Annotated in this window: 18 protein-coding genes; 13 read left to right on the top strand and 5 right to left on the bottom strand. The window is 52.5% G+C overall.

Annotated features, from left to right (window positions below; translation table 11 throughout):
• Positions 1–2: 2 nt before the first annotated feature.
• The 3 genes from J0L72_00305 to J0L72_00295 are packed head-to-tail and all read right to left on the bottom strand — an operon-like array spanning position 3 to position 2687.
• A complete protein-coding gene (locus J0L72_00305; protein ID MBN8689208.1) occupies positions 3–1136 on the bottom strand; it encodes a peptidoglycan DD-metalloendopeptidase family protein in 1134 nt (377 codons plus the stop codon).
• Positions 1133–2008, bottom strand: a complete 876-nt coding sequence (locus J0L72_00300) for an ABC transporter permease (protein ID MBN8689207.1) — start codon at positions 2006–2008, stop codon at positions 1133–1135. Before J0L72_00300 ends, J0L72_00305 begins: the two co-directional genes overlap by 4 nt.
• A complete protein-coding gene (locus J0L72_00295) occupies positions 2001–2687 on the bottom strand; it encodes an ATP-binding cassette domain-containing protein (protein ID MBN8689206.1) in 687 nt (228 codons plus the stop codon). The genes J0L72_00300 and J0L72_00295 overlap by 8 nt, the downstream gene beginning before the upstream one ends.
• A 37-nt stretch (positions 2688–2724) precedes the next feature.
• Here J0L72_00295 and J0L72_00290 point away from each other — a divergent pair, with 37 nt between their 5' ends.
• From J0L72_00290 to J0L72_00245, 10 genes are all read left to right on the top strand, one after another.
• Positions 2725–3150: an acyl-CoA thioesterase gene (locus J0L72_00290; protein ID MBN8689205.1), complete on the top strand. Its 426-nt coding sequence runs from the start codon at positions 2725–2727 to the stop codon at positions 3148–3150.
• A gap of 10 nt (positions 3151–3160) precedes the next feature.
• A complete protein-coding gene (locus tag J0L72_00285; GenBank protein MBN8689204.1) occupies positions 3161–5110 on the top strand; it encodes a hypothetical protein in 1950 nt (649 codons plus the stop codon).
• Positions 5107–5931, top strand: coding sequence for a diaminopimelate epimerase (gene dapF, locus J0L72_00280; protein MBN8689203.1), 825 nt, complete (start codon positions 5107–5109; stop codon positions 5929–5931). Before J0L72_00285 ends, dapF begins: the two co-directional genes overlap by 4 nt.
• Before the next feature lie 199 nt (positions 5932–6130).
• Positions 6131–6541: a hypothetical protein gene (locus J0L72_00275; GenBank protein MBN8689202.1), complete on the top strand. Its 411-nt coding sequence runs from the start codon at positions 6131–6133 to the stop codon at positions 6539–6541.
• Entirely contained in the window at positions 6538–6870 is a 333-nt protein-coding gene (locus J0L72_00270) for a hypothetical protein (GenBank protein MBN8689201.1), read from the top strand. The genes J0L72_00275 and J0L72_00270 overlap by 4 nt, the downstream gene beginning before the upstream one ends.
• Complete coding sequence (gene accC, locus J0L72_00265) at positions 6870–8228, top strand: acetyl-CoA carboxylase biotin carboxylase subunit (protein MBN8689200.1); 1359 nt, start codon at positions 6870–6872, stop codon at positions 8226–8228. The genes J0L72_00270 and accC overlap by 1 nt, the downstream gene beginning before the upstream one ends.
• Positions 8225–8839, top strand: a complete 615-nt coding sequence (gene nusB, locus J0L72_00260) for a transcription antitermination factor NusB (GenBank protein ID MBN8689199.1) — start codon at positions 8225–8227, stop codon at positions 8837–8839. Before accC ends, nusB begins: the two co-directional genes overlap by 4 nt.
• Positions 8840–8931: 92 nt before the next feature.
• The gene (gene efp, locus J0L72_00255; protein ID MBN8689198.1) at positions 8932–9477 is read left to right on the top strand and encodes an elongation factor P; all 546 of its coding nucleotides are present in this window, start codon (positions 8932–8934) and stop codon (positions 9475–9477) included.
• Between the two features lie 3 nt (positions 9478–9480).
• A complete protein-coding gene (locus tag J0L72_00250; GenBank protein ID MBN8689197.1) occupies positions 9481–10542 on the top strand; it encodes a hypothetical protein in 1062 nt (353 codons plus the stop codon).
• A complete protein-coding gene (locus tag J0L72_00245; GenBank protein ID MBN8689196.1) occupies positions 10542–11606 on the top strand; it encodes a hypothetical protein in 1065 nt (354 codons plus the stop codon). The genes J0L72_00250 and J0L72_00245 overlap by 1 nt, the downstream gene beginning before the upstream one ends.
• Here the strand turns inward: J0L72_00245 and J0L72_00240 are convergent.
• Positions 11603–11989: a VOC family protein gene (locus J0L72_00240; GenBank protein ID MBN8689195.1), complete on the bottom strand. Its 387-nt coding sequence runs from the start codon at positions 11987–11989 to the stop codon at positions 11603–11605. The genes J0L72_00245 and J0L72_00240 overlap by 4 nt on opposite strands.
• A 66-nt stretch (positions 11990–12055) precedes the next feature.
• Between J0L72_00240 and J0L72_00235 the strand changes: the two genes are divergently transcribed.
• From J0L72_00235 to J0L72_00225, 3 genes are read left to right on the top strand one after another with little or no spacing between them, the layout of a single operon-like run.
• On the top strand, positions 12056–12772 hold the full coding sequence (locus J0L72_00235) for a hypothetical protein (GenBank protein ID MBN8689194.1): 717 nt from the start codon (positions 12056–12058) through the stop codon (positions 12770–12772).
• Positions 12769–13491, top strand: coding sequence for a hypothetical protein (locus tag J0L72_00230; GenBank protein ID MBN8689193.1), 723 nt, complete (start codon positions 12769–12771; stop codon positions 13489–13491). Before J0L72_00235 ends, J0L72_00230 begins: the two co-directional genes overlap by 4 nt.
• Positions 13492–14400: a glycosyltransferase gene (locus J0L72_00225; GenBank protein MBN8689192.1), complete on the top strand. Its 909-nt coding sequence runs from the start codon at positions 13492–13494 to the stop codon at positions 14398–14400.
• On the opposite strand, the gene J0L72_00220 is transcribed toward J0L72_00225, so the two are convergent.
• Complete coding sequence (locus J0L72_00220) at positions 14311–15396, bottom strand: stage II sporulation protein M (GenBank protein ID MBN8689191.1); 1086 nt, start codon at positions 15394–15396, stop codon at positions 14311–14313. The two genes, J0L72_00225 and J0L72_00220, sit on opposite strands and share 90 nt — an antisense overlap.
• Between the last annotated feature and the right edge of the window lie 270 nt (positions 15397–15666).

The following is a 15666-nucleotide window of genomic DNA, read 5'->3' as shown; positions in this document are numbered from 1 at the left end:
CCTCAGATTCGGCCCATCGGATTCACCGGCTTGCCGTTCACCCGGATTTCAAAGTGAAGGTGCGGGCCAGTGGACATGCCGGTGCTACCGACAGCGGCGATTTTTTCACCTTGGGAAACCTTTGCGCCTGCCTTTGTGAAAATCCTGGAGCAGTGACCGTAGAGCGTGGCGATGCCACCACCATGGTCAATGATCACGGTGTTCCCGTAGCCGCCCCGATATCCGGCCGAAATCACGACACCCGGTGCAGAAGCATAGATCGGAGTGCCAGTCGGCGCTCCAAAATCAATACCGGTGTGCAACTTACTCCGGTGCAAGACGGGGTGGAATCGATACCCATATCCGCTGGTGATGCGTCCGTTCACCGGCTTCCGGAATCTGCCATTAAACCTTGGCAAGCCTGTATTGACACTTTGGAAGGCGTTGATCTGGGATTCAATCGCATTTGATTCGCGGTCGAGTTCGTCAAATTCCTGTTGCAGGTCGGCTTGTTCGCTACGCAATTCGCCCAGCAGGACCTTCTTTTTGGCTTTGTGCTGCCCTACCTGGACTTTTTTGAGCTTGACATCAGCCATCAATTCGTTGGTTTCGACAATGACCGATTCCTTGAGCTTCTTTTTCTTTTCGACCTCAGTGACTCGCTTTTTGTACTCGTCGAAAGTCTCTTGATCTTCTTCGGCAATCCGCTCGAAGATGGCGCGGCGCGCAGCCATATCGCCTAAGGAGTCGCTGGCAAGAATCGAACCGATTGCTGTGCCTTGAGGCTGCATATACAGCCGCTTCATCCGCTGGCGAATGACTTCGGTTTGTTCGACAAGCACCTGCTCCGCAATCTGGAGGTCCTTTTCAAGTCGAATCTTTTCTGATGCGAGCGTCTTGAGCCGATTCTCGATGTAGTCAATGCGGTCTTCAAGGTTCCCCAGCTCGTCATCGGCTTTTTGGATATCCGCAAGAACATAGCTAGCTTGCCGCTTTGTCGCCCTCAGTTGCTGCCGGACAGCATTCTTTTTGGATTCGACCTTCTTAAGGTTGGATTTCAGCTGCTTTTCGGTTGGCTTCTTTGGCTTTTGCTGGGCTTCAGTCAACCCAGTCGCGGCGATAACCAAAACCACGCTCATCAATACGCCTAGCTTCATTCGAACCTCCTAGGATCGCGCACCGCGATGATCGAGCAAATCAGTCCGTATGCGGCGCCGAGCAACATCATTGTAATGAAAACCCCGTTTGGAGCAAGCGCCCCGATCTTGATAATACCGCTGAAGCCTTGCAATTGAGTCTGCATCGCGCGGTGTGCGCCCAGCACGAGGAACGAGGCCAAAATCCCGCCACAGATTCCCTGCACGACCCCTTCGATCATCAGGGGTACGGTCACCATCAATGGGGAAGCGCCCACCAACTGCATGATTCGGAATTCTCGCCTCCTCGCCACAATGGTCATACGAATGGCGTTGTAGATGAGTACGCCGCTTGTCAGCACCATCATGCCGCCGAGGCCAAACCCGATCCATTGCAAGAATTTGAGGGCTTGAGACAGCATTTCGCGCTCCCGCTTCAAATACAGCACTCCGTCCTTTGCGACGCTCGGCATGCTTTGAATTCTGGAGGCGATGTACTCCGCATCATCCACATTGGTCAGCGTCAATGTAAAGGCATCAGGCAAGGGATTGATGATGCCGTCTGTCGGGAAATCCGGGTTCTGCTTTTTGAATGCTTCCCAAGCTTTGGCTTTTGGAATCCACTCAACGCTTTTAATGCCCTTTGTCCGCTTCAGGCGATCGTTCATCTCCGTGACTTCGGCATCCGTCGCCTTGTCTTTAAGAAACACGCGAATCTCGAACCGACTTGGAAGCGAGTTGGCGTACTCGTCCACCCCTTTGTAAGCGAATGCGACGCCGCCCGTCAAGAACAAGGCCATGCAACTGGTCGTGATCGCGGCGAAAGTCATCCAAGTGTTGCGACGAAGAGCGGTAAACGCTTCGCTGAACAAAAACTCGATTCGATCAAGCATTTCGCACCTCGTCACTCACGATCGTGCCCGAATCCAGCGTGAGAATCCTCCCGCCGAACTGCTCAACGACGCTCATGTCGTGAGTCGCAACTAGAACAGTTGCGCCAGCCTGGTTGAGCTTTTGCAACACTTGAATAATCTCTGTGGAATGCTGTGGGTCGAGGTTCCCTGTAGGTTCGTCCGCCAAGATCAAGACTGGGCTGTTGATCAATGCGCGAGCAATGGCTAGCCTCTGCTGCTCCCCGCCAGAAAGCTCACTAGGAAAAGCGTCGGCTCGGTGCCCAATGTTCACGCTTTCCAAAATTCCGCCGACAGACCTGCGGACTTCCTTCTTGGTTCGTCCCACCGCGCGCATGGCATAGCCGATGTTTTCCCAGGCTCGTTTTCTGGGGAGAAGTCCATAGTCTTGTGGAACGATCCCCATCTTCCTTCGAAGCATCGGAATCTCAGATTCTTTCAGCTCGCCAAGGTCCTGGCCATCAAAAAGCACTAGACCTTTGGTTTCGCGAACTTCGCGGCTCAGAAGCTTTAAGATCGTGGATTTCCCTGATCCAGTGCGCCCTAGAAGGAACAAGAACTCGCCCCGGCTAACCGTGAAGGAGACTCCTTTGAGCGCGGTCACATACTTGTTGTACGTAACCTCCACGCTGCGAAAATCGATGTATGGCGAGCCCGTCATCCGTAAACAATCAGCGTACCCGCGTCATACTCTTGGCGTGAGCGAAAACGTGACTTCCGAGAAAATCCGAGTCCGATATGCCGAGACCGACCAGATGGGGCATGCGTACTACGCCAACTATTTGGTTTGGATGGAACAAGCTCGATCGGCGTTCTTCCGCGAACGAGGCTTGCCCTACAAGCAAGTCGAGGAGTTGGGATTCAAGCTTCCTGTCGTTGAAGTCGGGTGCCGCTACAAGAACGAAATCAAATACGATGATCTTGTTGAGGTTCGGACTAGGCTCGGCGAGATAAAACGTGCCGCCATCAAAGTCGAGTACGAAATCTTTAATGCCGAGACGGGCGTGTTATGCGCCACCGGGTTCACATGGCACGTTCTGGTTGGGCCAGAATTTAAAGCGGTTTCCATTCCACCATTCCTTCGCGAAATCTTGGAAGCCAGTCCTGTCGTAGACAAAGCGTAGGTTTTTTGTTTTGAGTTCTTTCTGTCCCTCTCACGCCGCGATCTTCAAAGAGCTAGACGCTATCGCACCTGGTGCACCGTTCCTCGCTCTCGGTCAGACCGCACTCTGGGATGAACCGCTGAAGATCGGCGTGGCGAATTGCGCCAAAGAACTCGGATACGAGCGAAGATTCATCGCCGGCGTTCACGACACCGACTATTTCGCCAAGCACAGTCGCAAGTTGGCAGGTGACGTTGACTATGCGATTCTGCCCCACAACGACACCACAACCAGAGAACTTTGGAGTGCCGCGGGTGAGATCTCCACATTGTTCGGTAGTGAAACCGTGGTTACCCGCGAAAAGCTGCAAGCGTCTGGCGCCAAACTCGCCAAAATCGCCAAATCTCGGCCCACGCTGCTCGATGAAATCACAGAAGCTTGGGGATGGCGGGGTGTTGCATTCATGGGCGATGAAACGCCCGTCATTGCTGAAACAGCACTAGGACCGCTGGAGGCCAAACTGCTCGAGGCAATCGACTGGGCGATCAGTGAGTCTCTTTCCCGAATTCCGGGGTGCCAGATCTGTATTCCAAAGCAAAAAGCTGCGGAACTCCGAAGCTTGGTTTGTGATGCTATCGAGCAAGCAAACGGGCAATCTCTAAGTCAGTTTTTCCGTGCTCTGCTGCCCAGGCTCCACGAGTTTGTCGCCGGAGTACCCAGCGTTGCTGAGACAACAAGCACGACCGAACTTCTGAGGTTTAACACCAGTACAGCGTCGCTCGCACGGTTTAAGCTCGTCGATCTTTTCCTCCGACCTGAGACCAGTGAGATCGCCAAAGCTGCCTACAATGATGCCGTCAGGCATTCCGAGATTTACACCTTAGATAAGTTCAAATCGTGGGCTATCCCCTTCGATTTGGTCGTGCCAGGACATGGCCGCGGGACATTGAGGATCGCGCCAAAGGCCATCATCGTCATGGCTCAAAGGCCGCTCTTTATCACGACCAAGAAGCCTGTGAAGTCGATCGAAGACTTGGCAGCGGCGATCGAATCCAAATTTGGGCCGAAATGTACGCTGGTTGGAAAAGCGGTGAGCCTCATTGGGATGCTAGCTCAAGAGCACGTGTTTGTGTTCCACGAAGGCGCGTCAAGCTATGTGCCGCGGTCAACCCAATTCCACAAGAATCTCGGCGAACACTGCCCACCGATGAACCCGATCCTTCGAATCAAGTATTCGACCTGGGATGAACTGGCGAACTGCAAGGTTTGGTTGAGCCTTCCCGATCCGTTCCGAAGGCCATTCGGTGCGGACGATATCTCATCCTCTTCGTTTGGGTCACTTTGGCGGACTACTGTCAAGCAACAATCTGAACTGCTCGACCGGCTCAAAGATCTGCGGCGCCCAGTTGATCTGGTGAATTTCCTGAGCACGCAGCAAAGCTCGGCATGGTCGGACCTCGCGAATCGGTACGAAGTGATCCAAGAGGGGATGATCAACCTTCAGTCAAACGTTGAGAAATTCCGAGTCGAGAAGGCGGAACTGCTCAAAGAGATCAAACTTTTAAAGCAAATCAGAAATACGACTGAACACGACAAGGGGCGACATTGGCGGGCTGAGATTTTTGAAAAGTCTCCGTCGCCAGAAGAACTTGAAAAGCGCGCATCGTTCGAATCTAGAATTGCCGAAATTGATGCCCAAATTGCGGACGGCTGGGTCAAATATGCCGATATCCGAAGCAAGCAAAATTCAGTCGTTTCTTCGGCCGAAATTCAAGAATTACACAAGTCCCGCAAGGATTTGGACCTTGAGGTGGAACTCAAACGGCTGCGACTCGTCCGAGATGCCGTGACCGTTTCAAAAGGGCTTGTGAAAGCAGGATTACGACCCTCTGCATGGTGGTTCCCATTGGTTTGTCCCGATGGTGGTTGGTATCACGATACCGTTGCCTCGGCTCAGTATTCGTTGGAGCACGTTCGTTGAGATTCTGGAAGTACGAAGCTGCTGGGAATGACTTTGTTCTGGTTCACCATCCTGGGTTCCAACTAGATCTTGAGCAACTTGCCCAGCGCACCTGTTCACACCATTTTGGAATCGGCGCAGACGGGCTCTTGGTCCTAGACAAGGGCCAACTGCGCATGTTCAACCCCGATGGGAGCGAGGATTTTTGTGGAAACGGACTGCGCTGTGCGGCAGTCCACGCTCACGAGATCGGATGGCTCCGAGAACATGACGTCATCCACCACTTCTCTCGAGATGTGGAGGTTTGGATCACGGGCCCTTCATCGGCAAAGGTGAATATTGGCTCGGGCTCGTTCAATCCGGACGCGATTCCAGCGATCACCGAAACCGAGATCTTCGACTATCCAGTGCAATTGAACGGCCGAGAGTGGCGGATTTCGAGCTTATCTACCGGTTCAGCCCACACGATTATCGACGATCAACCGTTTTCCGACGCCGAGTTCTTTGAAACTGGTGCCGCTCTGGAACATCATCTGCTTTTCCCTGAGCGGACGAGCACAATGTTCGTCACGACGATCGCACCAGGGCAATTGAGGATGCGACCATTCGAGCGCGGGGTGGGTGAGACGAGGGCTTGTGGAACGGGTTCGGCCGCTGCGGCGATCGTCCATTCTAGGAAAACCGGGACCACTGGAACGATTGAAATCTTCAATACTGGCGGGCTCGTCAAGGTCGGCTTGGAGCACTATGAATCCGAAGTAACATTGGAATCCGAAGTGCGGTGCGTGTTCTCTGGTGCGATTTCGTCGCAAGTGATTCAGGAAATCGAATCTAGGACTTAAGTCGCGGTTCAAGATTTTCCAAATCAATCGGAACTTTCTTTCAGGTTTAATGCGTTTAACATGCAGAAGGGCATAAGTATAAGCCCTCACCTAAAATCGAAGCGAAAATCGCAAACGAAGACAGCTATTAAGCGGGTGCAACTCTCCTCCCAAGCCAGAAATTGCGCCCGCCCTTTTTTTGTCCGGTACACTCGTTCTCATGTCTGGTTTGGATGGAGAAACCATTAAGCATGCTCTTGAGGCCGCCAAGGACCTCGGTTTCCGGCATGTTAGGCTCAAAAATGGCGACGAAAAGTTCTCCGCGGTGATTCAAGCAGAGGCTCCTGCTCCGATCGCGATCCCATCGCATGCCGTCGCTGAATCGGATTCTGTCGAACTTGCGCCCGACTTCAAAGAAGTGAAGAGCCCTTGCGTCGGGTTCTTCCAAGAAGGCAAAGTCGAACTGAAAGAAGGCGCCAAGATCTCCAGCGGCGATGTGATTGGGTTTGTTGTCGCTCTCGGGATCAAGAATGAAGTCGTCTCCAACGTCAGTGGTGAAGTTACGGAGACTCTAGTCGTGACCAATCAACCAGTGCAATATGGCCAAGCGATCGTGAAGGTGAAGCCATGACCCTGAAGTACATCGCAGTTGCCGGGCTTTTAATCTGCCTCCAAGGGTGCCTTTCCGTGGACGGAAACCAGCGCGCGGACAAAGTTGGCAATACCGTTGTGGGCCAATCGATGGCCCGCGCGAAGGACGAAGTTTGTATGGCAAACCTGCGGCAGATTCGACAAGCTGTTGCCGCATACATGACCTCTGACGAGACTCCTCCATCCGATATGTCCGTCTTAAAATTGCCGCCAGAAATGTTGGCAGACCCCATCGGCAAAGAGCCGTATGAGTATGACCCAGCGACCGGAAAAGTAAAGTGTCTCCACCCAGGACACGGGAAATACTGATGTTCAAAAAAGTTCTGATTGCAAACCGTGGCGAAATCGCCGTACGTGTCATTCGATCCTGCAAATCGCTTGGCATCCCCACCGTCGCCATTTATAGCGAAGCGGACCGGGAGAGCCTCCACGTCAAGCTTGCCGACGAAGCGATCTGCGTAGGTGAAGCGACCAACACAGATTCGTATTTGAACCTCGCGAACGTTCTGATGGCGGTCGAAATCAGTGGGGCCGATGCCGTACACCCTGGTTATGGCTACTTCAGCGAACGACAAACTTTTGCTGAATCACTGGAGCGGATCGGAGTCAAATTCATTGGGCCTCCACCAAGCGCAATCTTTTCGATGGGTGATAAGGCAGAGGCCAAAAAGGCTGCGATCAAGGCGAATTGCCCTGTCGTGCCCGGTTCCGAAGACGTCGTCCCCACAGAGCAAGAAGCCATCGAGCTATCCGAAACGATTGGCTATCCAGTTCTGCTGAAAGCTGTTGCCGGCGGCGGAGGTCGCGGAATCCGACGTGTGGACGGACCCGACGATTTGGTCAAGCAGTGGAAGATTGCTCAAGCCGAAGCACAAGCGAGCTTTGGAAATGGCGACATGCTTGTCGAGAAGTGCGTTGTCGAACCGCGGCACGTCGAAGTTCAAGTGTTGTTCGACGAGCATGGCAATGGCGTCTACTGCTTTGAGCGCGAGTGCAGCATTCAGAACCTAAGACATCAGAAAATTGTCGAAGAGGCGCCCTTCGCCGGGATGCCAGAATCACTTCGCAAGGAGATGGGCGAAGCGGCTGTTCGAGTCGCGGCATCTGTTGGCTATTGGAACGCTGGAACGGTCGAGTTCTTGGTGGACAAAGACTACAAGTTCTATTTCCTCGAAATGAACACCCGGCTCCAAGTCGAGCACCCGGTCACCGAATTGATCACTGGCCTTGACCTGGTTCACTTGCAGCTTCGAATCGCAGCGGGAGAGAAGATGCCGTTCAGCCAAAATGACCTGAATATTAACGGTCACGCGATCGAAGCGAGAATCACCGCACAAGATCCGGACAACGACTTCGCTCCATCAACTGGCATCGTCACCCAATGGATGGCGCCTGGTGGAATTGGTGTCCGGATGGACACGCACATCTACACTGGCTTTTTGATCTCGCCATTTTATGACCCGATGATCGCCAAACTGATCGTCTACGGACCAGATCGGGCGACAGCAGTGAACCGACTTCGTGTGGCTCTAGATGAGTTTCATGTCGAAGGCATCAAGACCAATATCCCGTTCTTGCGGCGACTTGTTCGAACTGAAGGGTTCATCTCCGGTGAGTTTTCAACTGCGTTCGTGCCTCAAATGATGGAAGTCGAGCTCGTCCAATGAGTGACGAATTGAATCCGGAGGAGCAGGAACAGCCGGTTAAATTGGTTCGGAGCCGACGGTTGGCGCGTGAATCAGCGTTTCAAGCATTGTACGAAATCGATACTGCCGAAACAGAGGTTGATGAAGCGATTCAATCGGCGACAAATCGCGAACCGTTTGTTCCAGAAGCGATCGAGTACATCGAATCACTCGTCAAGGGCACGGTCGAACAACTTGAAGTCATTGATGAGCAAATCTCAGCACTTCTCTCAAAGAATTGGGATTTGAGCCGAATCGCCAAAGTCGATCGAGCGATCTTGCGCATGGCGTTTTTCGAGCTCGATCACATCGAGTCGATGCCACCCAAGGTGACGATCAGCGAAGCGGTGATCATGGCGAAGAAATTCGGCTCCGAAGAAAGCGGCCGGTTCGTAAACGGCGTTTTGGGCAAATATCTCCCGAGTTCCTCGAAGGCAGTCTGGGACCCGAGCAAAGTTGGCACTTCGACACTCAGCGAAGACGATGAGCAAACCCCACAACCAATAGAAGTGGATCACATGGACGTAGAGGAAGGTTCTGAGGAACATGAATTACTGCGAAAAGGTGGTTGGTTACTTAAGCGCGATTCGTAGTTGCTGCGGCGGTACAATAGCCTCTTGAATCTACCAAGAAGGTAGAAACGGAGAAACTTTTGGCAGTAGATACCAGTGATTTTCGTAATGGCATGGCCATGAAGATTGACGGCGCAACCTATGTGCTCGTCGAATTTCAGCATGTAAAACCCGGAAAGGGCGGCGCATTTGTTCGCACAAGACTTCGCCGAGTCGATAACGGGAACGTCATCGAAAAGACCTTCCGATCGGGTGAAAAGGTGGATGCGGTGTTCCTTGAAAAGAAGGAATTGCAGTTCCTCTACAAGAACGATATCGACCAAGAAGCGGTCTTGATGGACTTGGAAAGCTACGATCAGCTCTATGTCCCGCTGAACATTCTGGGGCAAGGAGCCGAGTTTTTGAAGGAAGAAAGCAAGATCATCGGGCTAGCCGTCGACGATCAAGTCATTACTTATGAACTTCCAAACTTTGTAGAGCTTCGTATTGTTGAGGCAGAGCCAGGCATCAAGGGAGATACCGTTAGCGGAAGCTCGACCAAGGGCGCGGTAGTTGAAACTGGTGCTAAAGTTCAAGTGCCTTATCATATCAATGAAGGCGACACGATCAAGATAGATACCCGCGACGGTAACTATATCGAACGCGTCAACAAGAAATAACGCATGCGAAAATCTGGAGAAGGAGTAGAGGACTTTCTAAGTGGTCTGCAGGATACTGTCAGCAGGCTTTTGTTTTATGCCGGGGGAATCGGACTCCTCGGCGGTATAGGATTTCTCCTTTACTACTTCTTCAGCTTTGCCGGTGCACAGCCGACCGATGTCGCCAAAGCGACCCAGATGGTCGACATGTTTGGCCGAGTCGCCGCGATCAGCGGACTGATCATGGCGATTGGTGCCGCCATCGTTTTTTGGGGCGAAGAAGTCCTCAGCGTCTTACTCATCATCGTCACGATAGCGATCGTGATGGCCCCAGTTTTCCTGCCTCAATTCGTAGGGGGTAGTGTCGAACAAGTTGCCGCGACGGCGCTCCAGCGAGTTCAAACGGCTGGGTTCGCGATAGGAATCGTCACGGTCATCGTCACCCTTTTCGACGTCATCACGCGCGTTCGTGACCGGGCAAAAGAGGGCAGCAAAGCTGATTCGCTCAAGTACGGCAAGGGCGTTCGCGAAGAAGACGATCGCCAAAACGTGTTCATGGGCAAGTGCTGGCAGCTGCCGTACTGCCGAAAATTTGTCCGCGAAAAATGTCCGATCTATCACACTCGTCTTACCTGCTGGAAGGAGCGCGTCGGGTGTATGTGCGAAGAAAAGGTGATTCAAAACGCGATGGAGGGCAAGCCGATCCCGAAGGATGCAATTGCCGCCGCAAAGTTCATTCCGTATAACACCAGTTTGCCGATGGAGATTAAGATCAAGCGTTGCCAACAATGCGTGATCTACAACGAACATCAGAAGCATAAGTACAAGCTGTTGCTTCCACTCACTCTCCTCTTCGTCCTTTCGATTTACCTGGTTGGCAGAGATGCCATAAAAGCTGGAGTGGGTGGGATTTTGAGTTTCGCCGACAAGTTCTTGGGGCAAGCAACTCTCACGGGCAAACCAAACATCGCTCAAAACGATCAACTTCCAATCATGCAGGAAGTCTTGAGCGTGCTTTTGATGATCATGGTGCTGGCGTACCTTCTCAAAATGCTGGAATACATGATCTTCAAGCTCAAAATGTAATGCGAGCCCAACAAGATCCGCTGGTCATCAATGGCTCTCAGGGCGAAGGCGGCGGCATGCTACTGCGCACCGCGCTTTCTCTAGCAGCGTTGACCGTTCAACCCGTGCGAATCCATCACATTCGAGGCGGAACGCGCAAGCCAGGCTTAACCAGTGAAGACCTCACGTTTTTGCAGGCCGCGGAATATATTTGTGAGGCTAAACTCGGCGGCGTTGATCTCGGATCGGAAGAAATCCTGTATGTCCCCACTCGCGCTCCCCGTCCATTGAAGGGCATTTATGACGTCGGTAGCCACGAAAAAGGCAGCATTCCGGGCAATGCGTTGATGATCATCGACTCCTTACTACCGATCTTGGCGAAGTCTGGGGCGTATTCCACCTTCAGCGTCAAGGGGGAGACATACAACCCAAATACCTTGACCTTTGACGCGTTTCAGCAAGCGACCTTGCGCCTTCACGCCGCACAAGGGCTCGTGGCGTTTGCAGAGCAAAATCTCGCCGGATTTGGGTTCGCTGCCAAGGGCGAGGTGTTTGCTGAAGTCGAACCAAGCGCACTCCATGGATTTGATTGGTCTAACCGCGGCGAACTTGAATCCGTCGTTGCCGTCGTCAGCCACTCCGGAATATCGAAGGACATTCCCGAGCGCGCAGTGAAAGCGATGACGGAGTTTTGCGAACGGCTGTGCAAGACTTTCGAAGTCGAAGCTTGCGAAGTTCCGTCCAAAACCAACGGCATGTTCGTCACGTTTGTCGCTCGGTACGAACGTGGCATCGGGTGCGGCACAGCCATGGGTGGTCGCGGAATCCGAACGGAACAAGTCGTAAGATCAGCAGGTGAAATGCTGATGCGATTCGTCAAATCTGACGCCACATTGGACCCATTCTTGGCCGATCAAGCGTTGGTCGCCGGTGCGCTCGCTTCGTCACCGACACGATTCAAAACCTTGACCATCACTCCCAGGCTCCAAACCATGGCTTGGGTCATACGGCAATTTATGCCGATCAGCATCACGATTTTGGGTCAACCAGGAATGCCAGGGACTGTGACGATCAACCCAAGTTAATTCATCAAAGCGGAATTTTCGCTCAGCATGACGGCGTAACCGTCTGGGTCGGCCACCAACAACGACCGCTCGCCCAACGAGGTCGATTCAACGTTTCGCAAAACCTTGATTCCAGTATCTTGAATCTCGGTGAACAGACCTAGAAGGTTGTTTACATTGAAGTTGAGCACGACTCCACCAGCCCGATCATATGCGCTGTTTTGTTCAAATGGCGAGCGTTGGACCAAAATCACTTCGGTTTTTCCCGCGAGCAACGACGCCAACTTAACGCCATCGAGGTTCGAGTGGTGCTGAACCGATAGGTGCAAGATGCCCTCATAGAACTGGAGCGAACGATCCAAATTCTCGACATCTAAAATGAGTTGGCTGAACGACGAGGCCATTGCCGTATCCTCCGTTTTCGACAATTCTGCGCCGATGTCCTTCAACTAGACCATAATCAATTGTTCATGTCGGACAATTCTCTTTATCTGCTGTACCGGCTTCACCTAGTCGATACCGAATTGCTCCATCTCAAAAAGCGAGCCGCATCGCTTGATGGAGGCAAAGCTCTGGTGCAAGAAATTCGAGACCTAAAGCAAGCCAATTTAGAGATTTTGGAAAGGCCAGCGAAGCTCAAAGCTGCTTTGAAAGAGCTCGAAGACAAAGTTACCGCGAGCACCGAAAAGAAGAAAACTCTGGACAAAACTCTGTACGGTGGTTCTGTCGTGAACAGCAAAGAGGCAGCAAGCATTGAATTAGAGATTGCTTCTCTAGGGCAAAAAATCAGCGATTACGAATTGCAAATGCTAGAGATCATTGATCAAGAACCAGCGGCTCTGGCAGAAGCCCGCCCGATCGCAAGCCAGATTAACCAAATGGTTAAAACTTTGGAATCGAAGAAGACGGGCGACGCGCAGCTTTTAGAGGAAATCAAAGCCAAGTTTGCTGCGAAGCAGGTGGAGAGGACCTCGGCGGCCAAGGAAGTCGAACGTGGATTGCTCGACAAGTACGAAGCCATTCGAGCCAAATATCACGGAATTGGGATGGGCGTTGTAGAAAATGATAAATGCACCGCATGCGGAACGTCTCTGGCGCGTCGAATCATTGAAGCGGTGAATACCGACAAATTGATGACCTGCGAAACATGTCATCGAATCCTGTTTAAGGTTGTTCCTTCCGAATGAAGATTCTGAAAAATCGGCTTGTTGCGCTAGGCGGGAGTGGTCTTCTGCTGGTCTTGGGCGGCTGTGCCAAATTCCCAGCGACCGGAACTCCGCGATCGACGCGGCTGATCTTTTCTTACACGATGAGCGGCCCTGTTCGTACTGGAGCCGAGACCGGCGCAGGTGGCGTTCCCTACGTGTATATGGTGGCGATCAATTTTTCTCCAGATAGCCCACCGCCGACCCAAGGTCCAATTCCGGTGATTGCTCCACCATGGGGCAACGGCTTTGTTGCCGGAAACGCTACCCACTTCGTTTGGTGGGACCCGACACAATCCAACGATTATCTAATTTACAAATTCCAGACTACGGACCTGACAACGTTCATCACGACGGGCGTCCCGATCTCTGGCGATTTGGTTAATGTCGGTTCGCGCCGTATTCGGTTCGAACTTGACCTCGCGCAAATGATCCCGGATGAGACCGAGCGCAACAATACACGGGCAATGCAGATCAACTTCCTGACGATGGACCGTGTGCCAGCTTCCGGCACCGACAAACAGTGGGATGCGCTAGGCGACGGCCGTTTTCCTTCGCAAATCAATACCGTCGTGAATATCCCATTGGACCGCGCAGGAACTTACAGCAACACGACCGCCGGCAACATTGAACCGACTGGCGACCAGCCGAATCCAGAATTGGATATTGAGGACTGGAGTGTCGAGGTGAGATTCGACTAAATGCCGAAAGTATCTGTACTGCTCACCAGCTACAATCACCGCGATTTTTTGCCCCTCGCCGTCGAATCGTTGCGTGCCCAGACTTTTAAGGACTTTGAGATTCTCGCCCTCGACGATGGGTCGACCGACGGCTCCCGCGAGTGGATCGCCGAGCAACCCGATCTGATCCCGCACTTTCATCCCAAAAATCTGGGCACCTACGGAAACCTGAATTTTGGAATTGAGCATTCGAAGGGTGAGTACATTGCGGTTTTCAACGACGACGATCTTTGGGGGCCGGAGAAGTTAGCGCAACAAGTTCAAGCGCTCGATTCAAACGCGAAGGCAGGATTGGTACACACTGCCGGGTGGTTCATCGACGACCAAGGCAACGAGATTCCAGGTGCGCCGCTTGGGTTTCCTTGGCCCAAGACCGAATCTGGTGATGTGTATCTGGACTTGATGGAGCGCAACAAAATCATCGCGAGCTCAGTGATGTTCCGCCGTTCAATCACCGAAAAAGTGGGGCTGTTTGAGCCCGGATTTTGGGGATGCGGCGATTGGGATATGTGGCTGCGAATCGCACAAGTTTCAGAAGTGGTCCATATCGATCAGCCACTAACGTTTTACCGAGTTCATCCAAATCAGGCGTGTCGGTTTGAAGACCGAATGAATGAAGATGGAGTGGTCATTCGCACCAAGTTGGCAAAGATCGCCGATGAGATGGCAAAGATATCGGCGCGTCACCAGCAAGCTTTCGCACATAACTTCGCTTGTCTCGGCACCGAGATGATGTGGCGCGGTAACCGGGCTGAAGCGCGAAGAAATTACCTTGAGTCGCTACGCTTGAACCCGCTCCGTTTCAAGAGCATCCTCCGATTGGTCGCCACGTACGTTCTGCCAACCCGAGTATTCAAGCGGCTGGGTTGACGGCTCGCGGACAAACGAGCGGATCTTGCTCACATTCTTCTTCGTCCTGCCGGCAAACAACCAGAAGGACATCCAAAGTGCGAAAATGATCAACCCAACGATCGCTTTCAATGGTTGGCTAAATGCTGGGCTGAAGCTAAAGAAAGCTTCGAACGGCGCTGCGATGTACATCATGACCACCCCCATGACAAAGAGGGCCATCGCATCTTTGGATTTTTCGACGAGTGAGTCGATTCGCCGCCTGCGACCAGGCACGAGAATTGCCCACCCCAAGGAGTAGCCCGATGCACCTGAAATGATCATCCCAGAGAGTTCCGTCGCACCATGCGGAGCAAGTGATGTGGCCAAAAATCCTAGCTTGCCCACCGACCTCATGTCTTGCCCCAATGCCCCAAGCAAAATGCCGTTCTGCCAAAGCGAGTATGCTGAGCCGATCCCTAGTGTCGAGGCGCCAATTGCCGCGGTTCTCAGCGAAACATTCGGGTTGTTGCTCGCATACATCGCGAGCATTGAGAGATTCTCTCCGCCGGATCTCTGCTCAAACTCCGCCTTCTTCCATTGTGTAAACAGCTCTTCCTCGCTTGGTGGAATGACCGCATATCGCAAGTCTGGGCGATTGGCCAAAGTCAAACTCGCGACCATCGTACCGGCGATCACGGTGAACAGGCTGAGCAAAACGAACCGGTATTGCCGTCGAAACGCCTGCGCGCAGAATACGATTGCATTTAGAATTCCTGCGCCAACTTTGCGCTTTGGCTTTGAATAGAACGAGGAATATCCTTGAGCAACGAGGTTATTCAGGCTCCCAATAAGATCTGGATTCGTAGACTCGGCACGTGCTCGGGCAAGGTCGCTTGTCGCCTTTCGGTACAACTCAAGAAACCTCTCGATTTCTCGCGGCAGCAAAGTACCCGGCGAAACTTGAAGCCGGAGACTGAGGTTCCTGAGCTCTTCCCACTCCTCCTTATTTGAGTTTACAAATTCTGTTTCGTTCAAATGGGTACCTCGTGAGGTTGCTGGTTTTGCAGTTCACCACGAAATCGGTTTGCTCTATGAGATAATATTCAATACGCTCTCGTTTGGTTGCGAATGAGGCCACTTTAGATTGTTTTCTCGCAAACTTGCGCGCGCACCACGCAGAAAAAACTTCGTCTGAACATCACTACTTTTTTTGGCGTCAGACGTAGAAACGGATAGATTGGCACGAAAATTGTTCTAGCCATCTTTTGGGCACGCGTGTGCCGATTCGAGGATTGCTTTTCAAAG

This window comes from Armatimonadota bacterium, assembly GCA_017303935.1.
Classification (GTDB): Bacteria; Armatimonadota; Fimbriimonadia; order Fimbriimonadales; family Fimbriimonadaceae; genus JAFLBD01.
The sequence above is the reverse complement of the archived record's forward strand: the minus strand, read 5'-3'. Positions and strand labels throughout refer to the sequence as shown.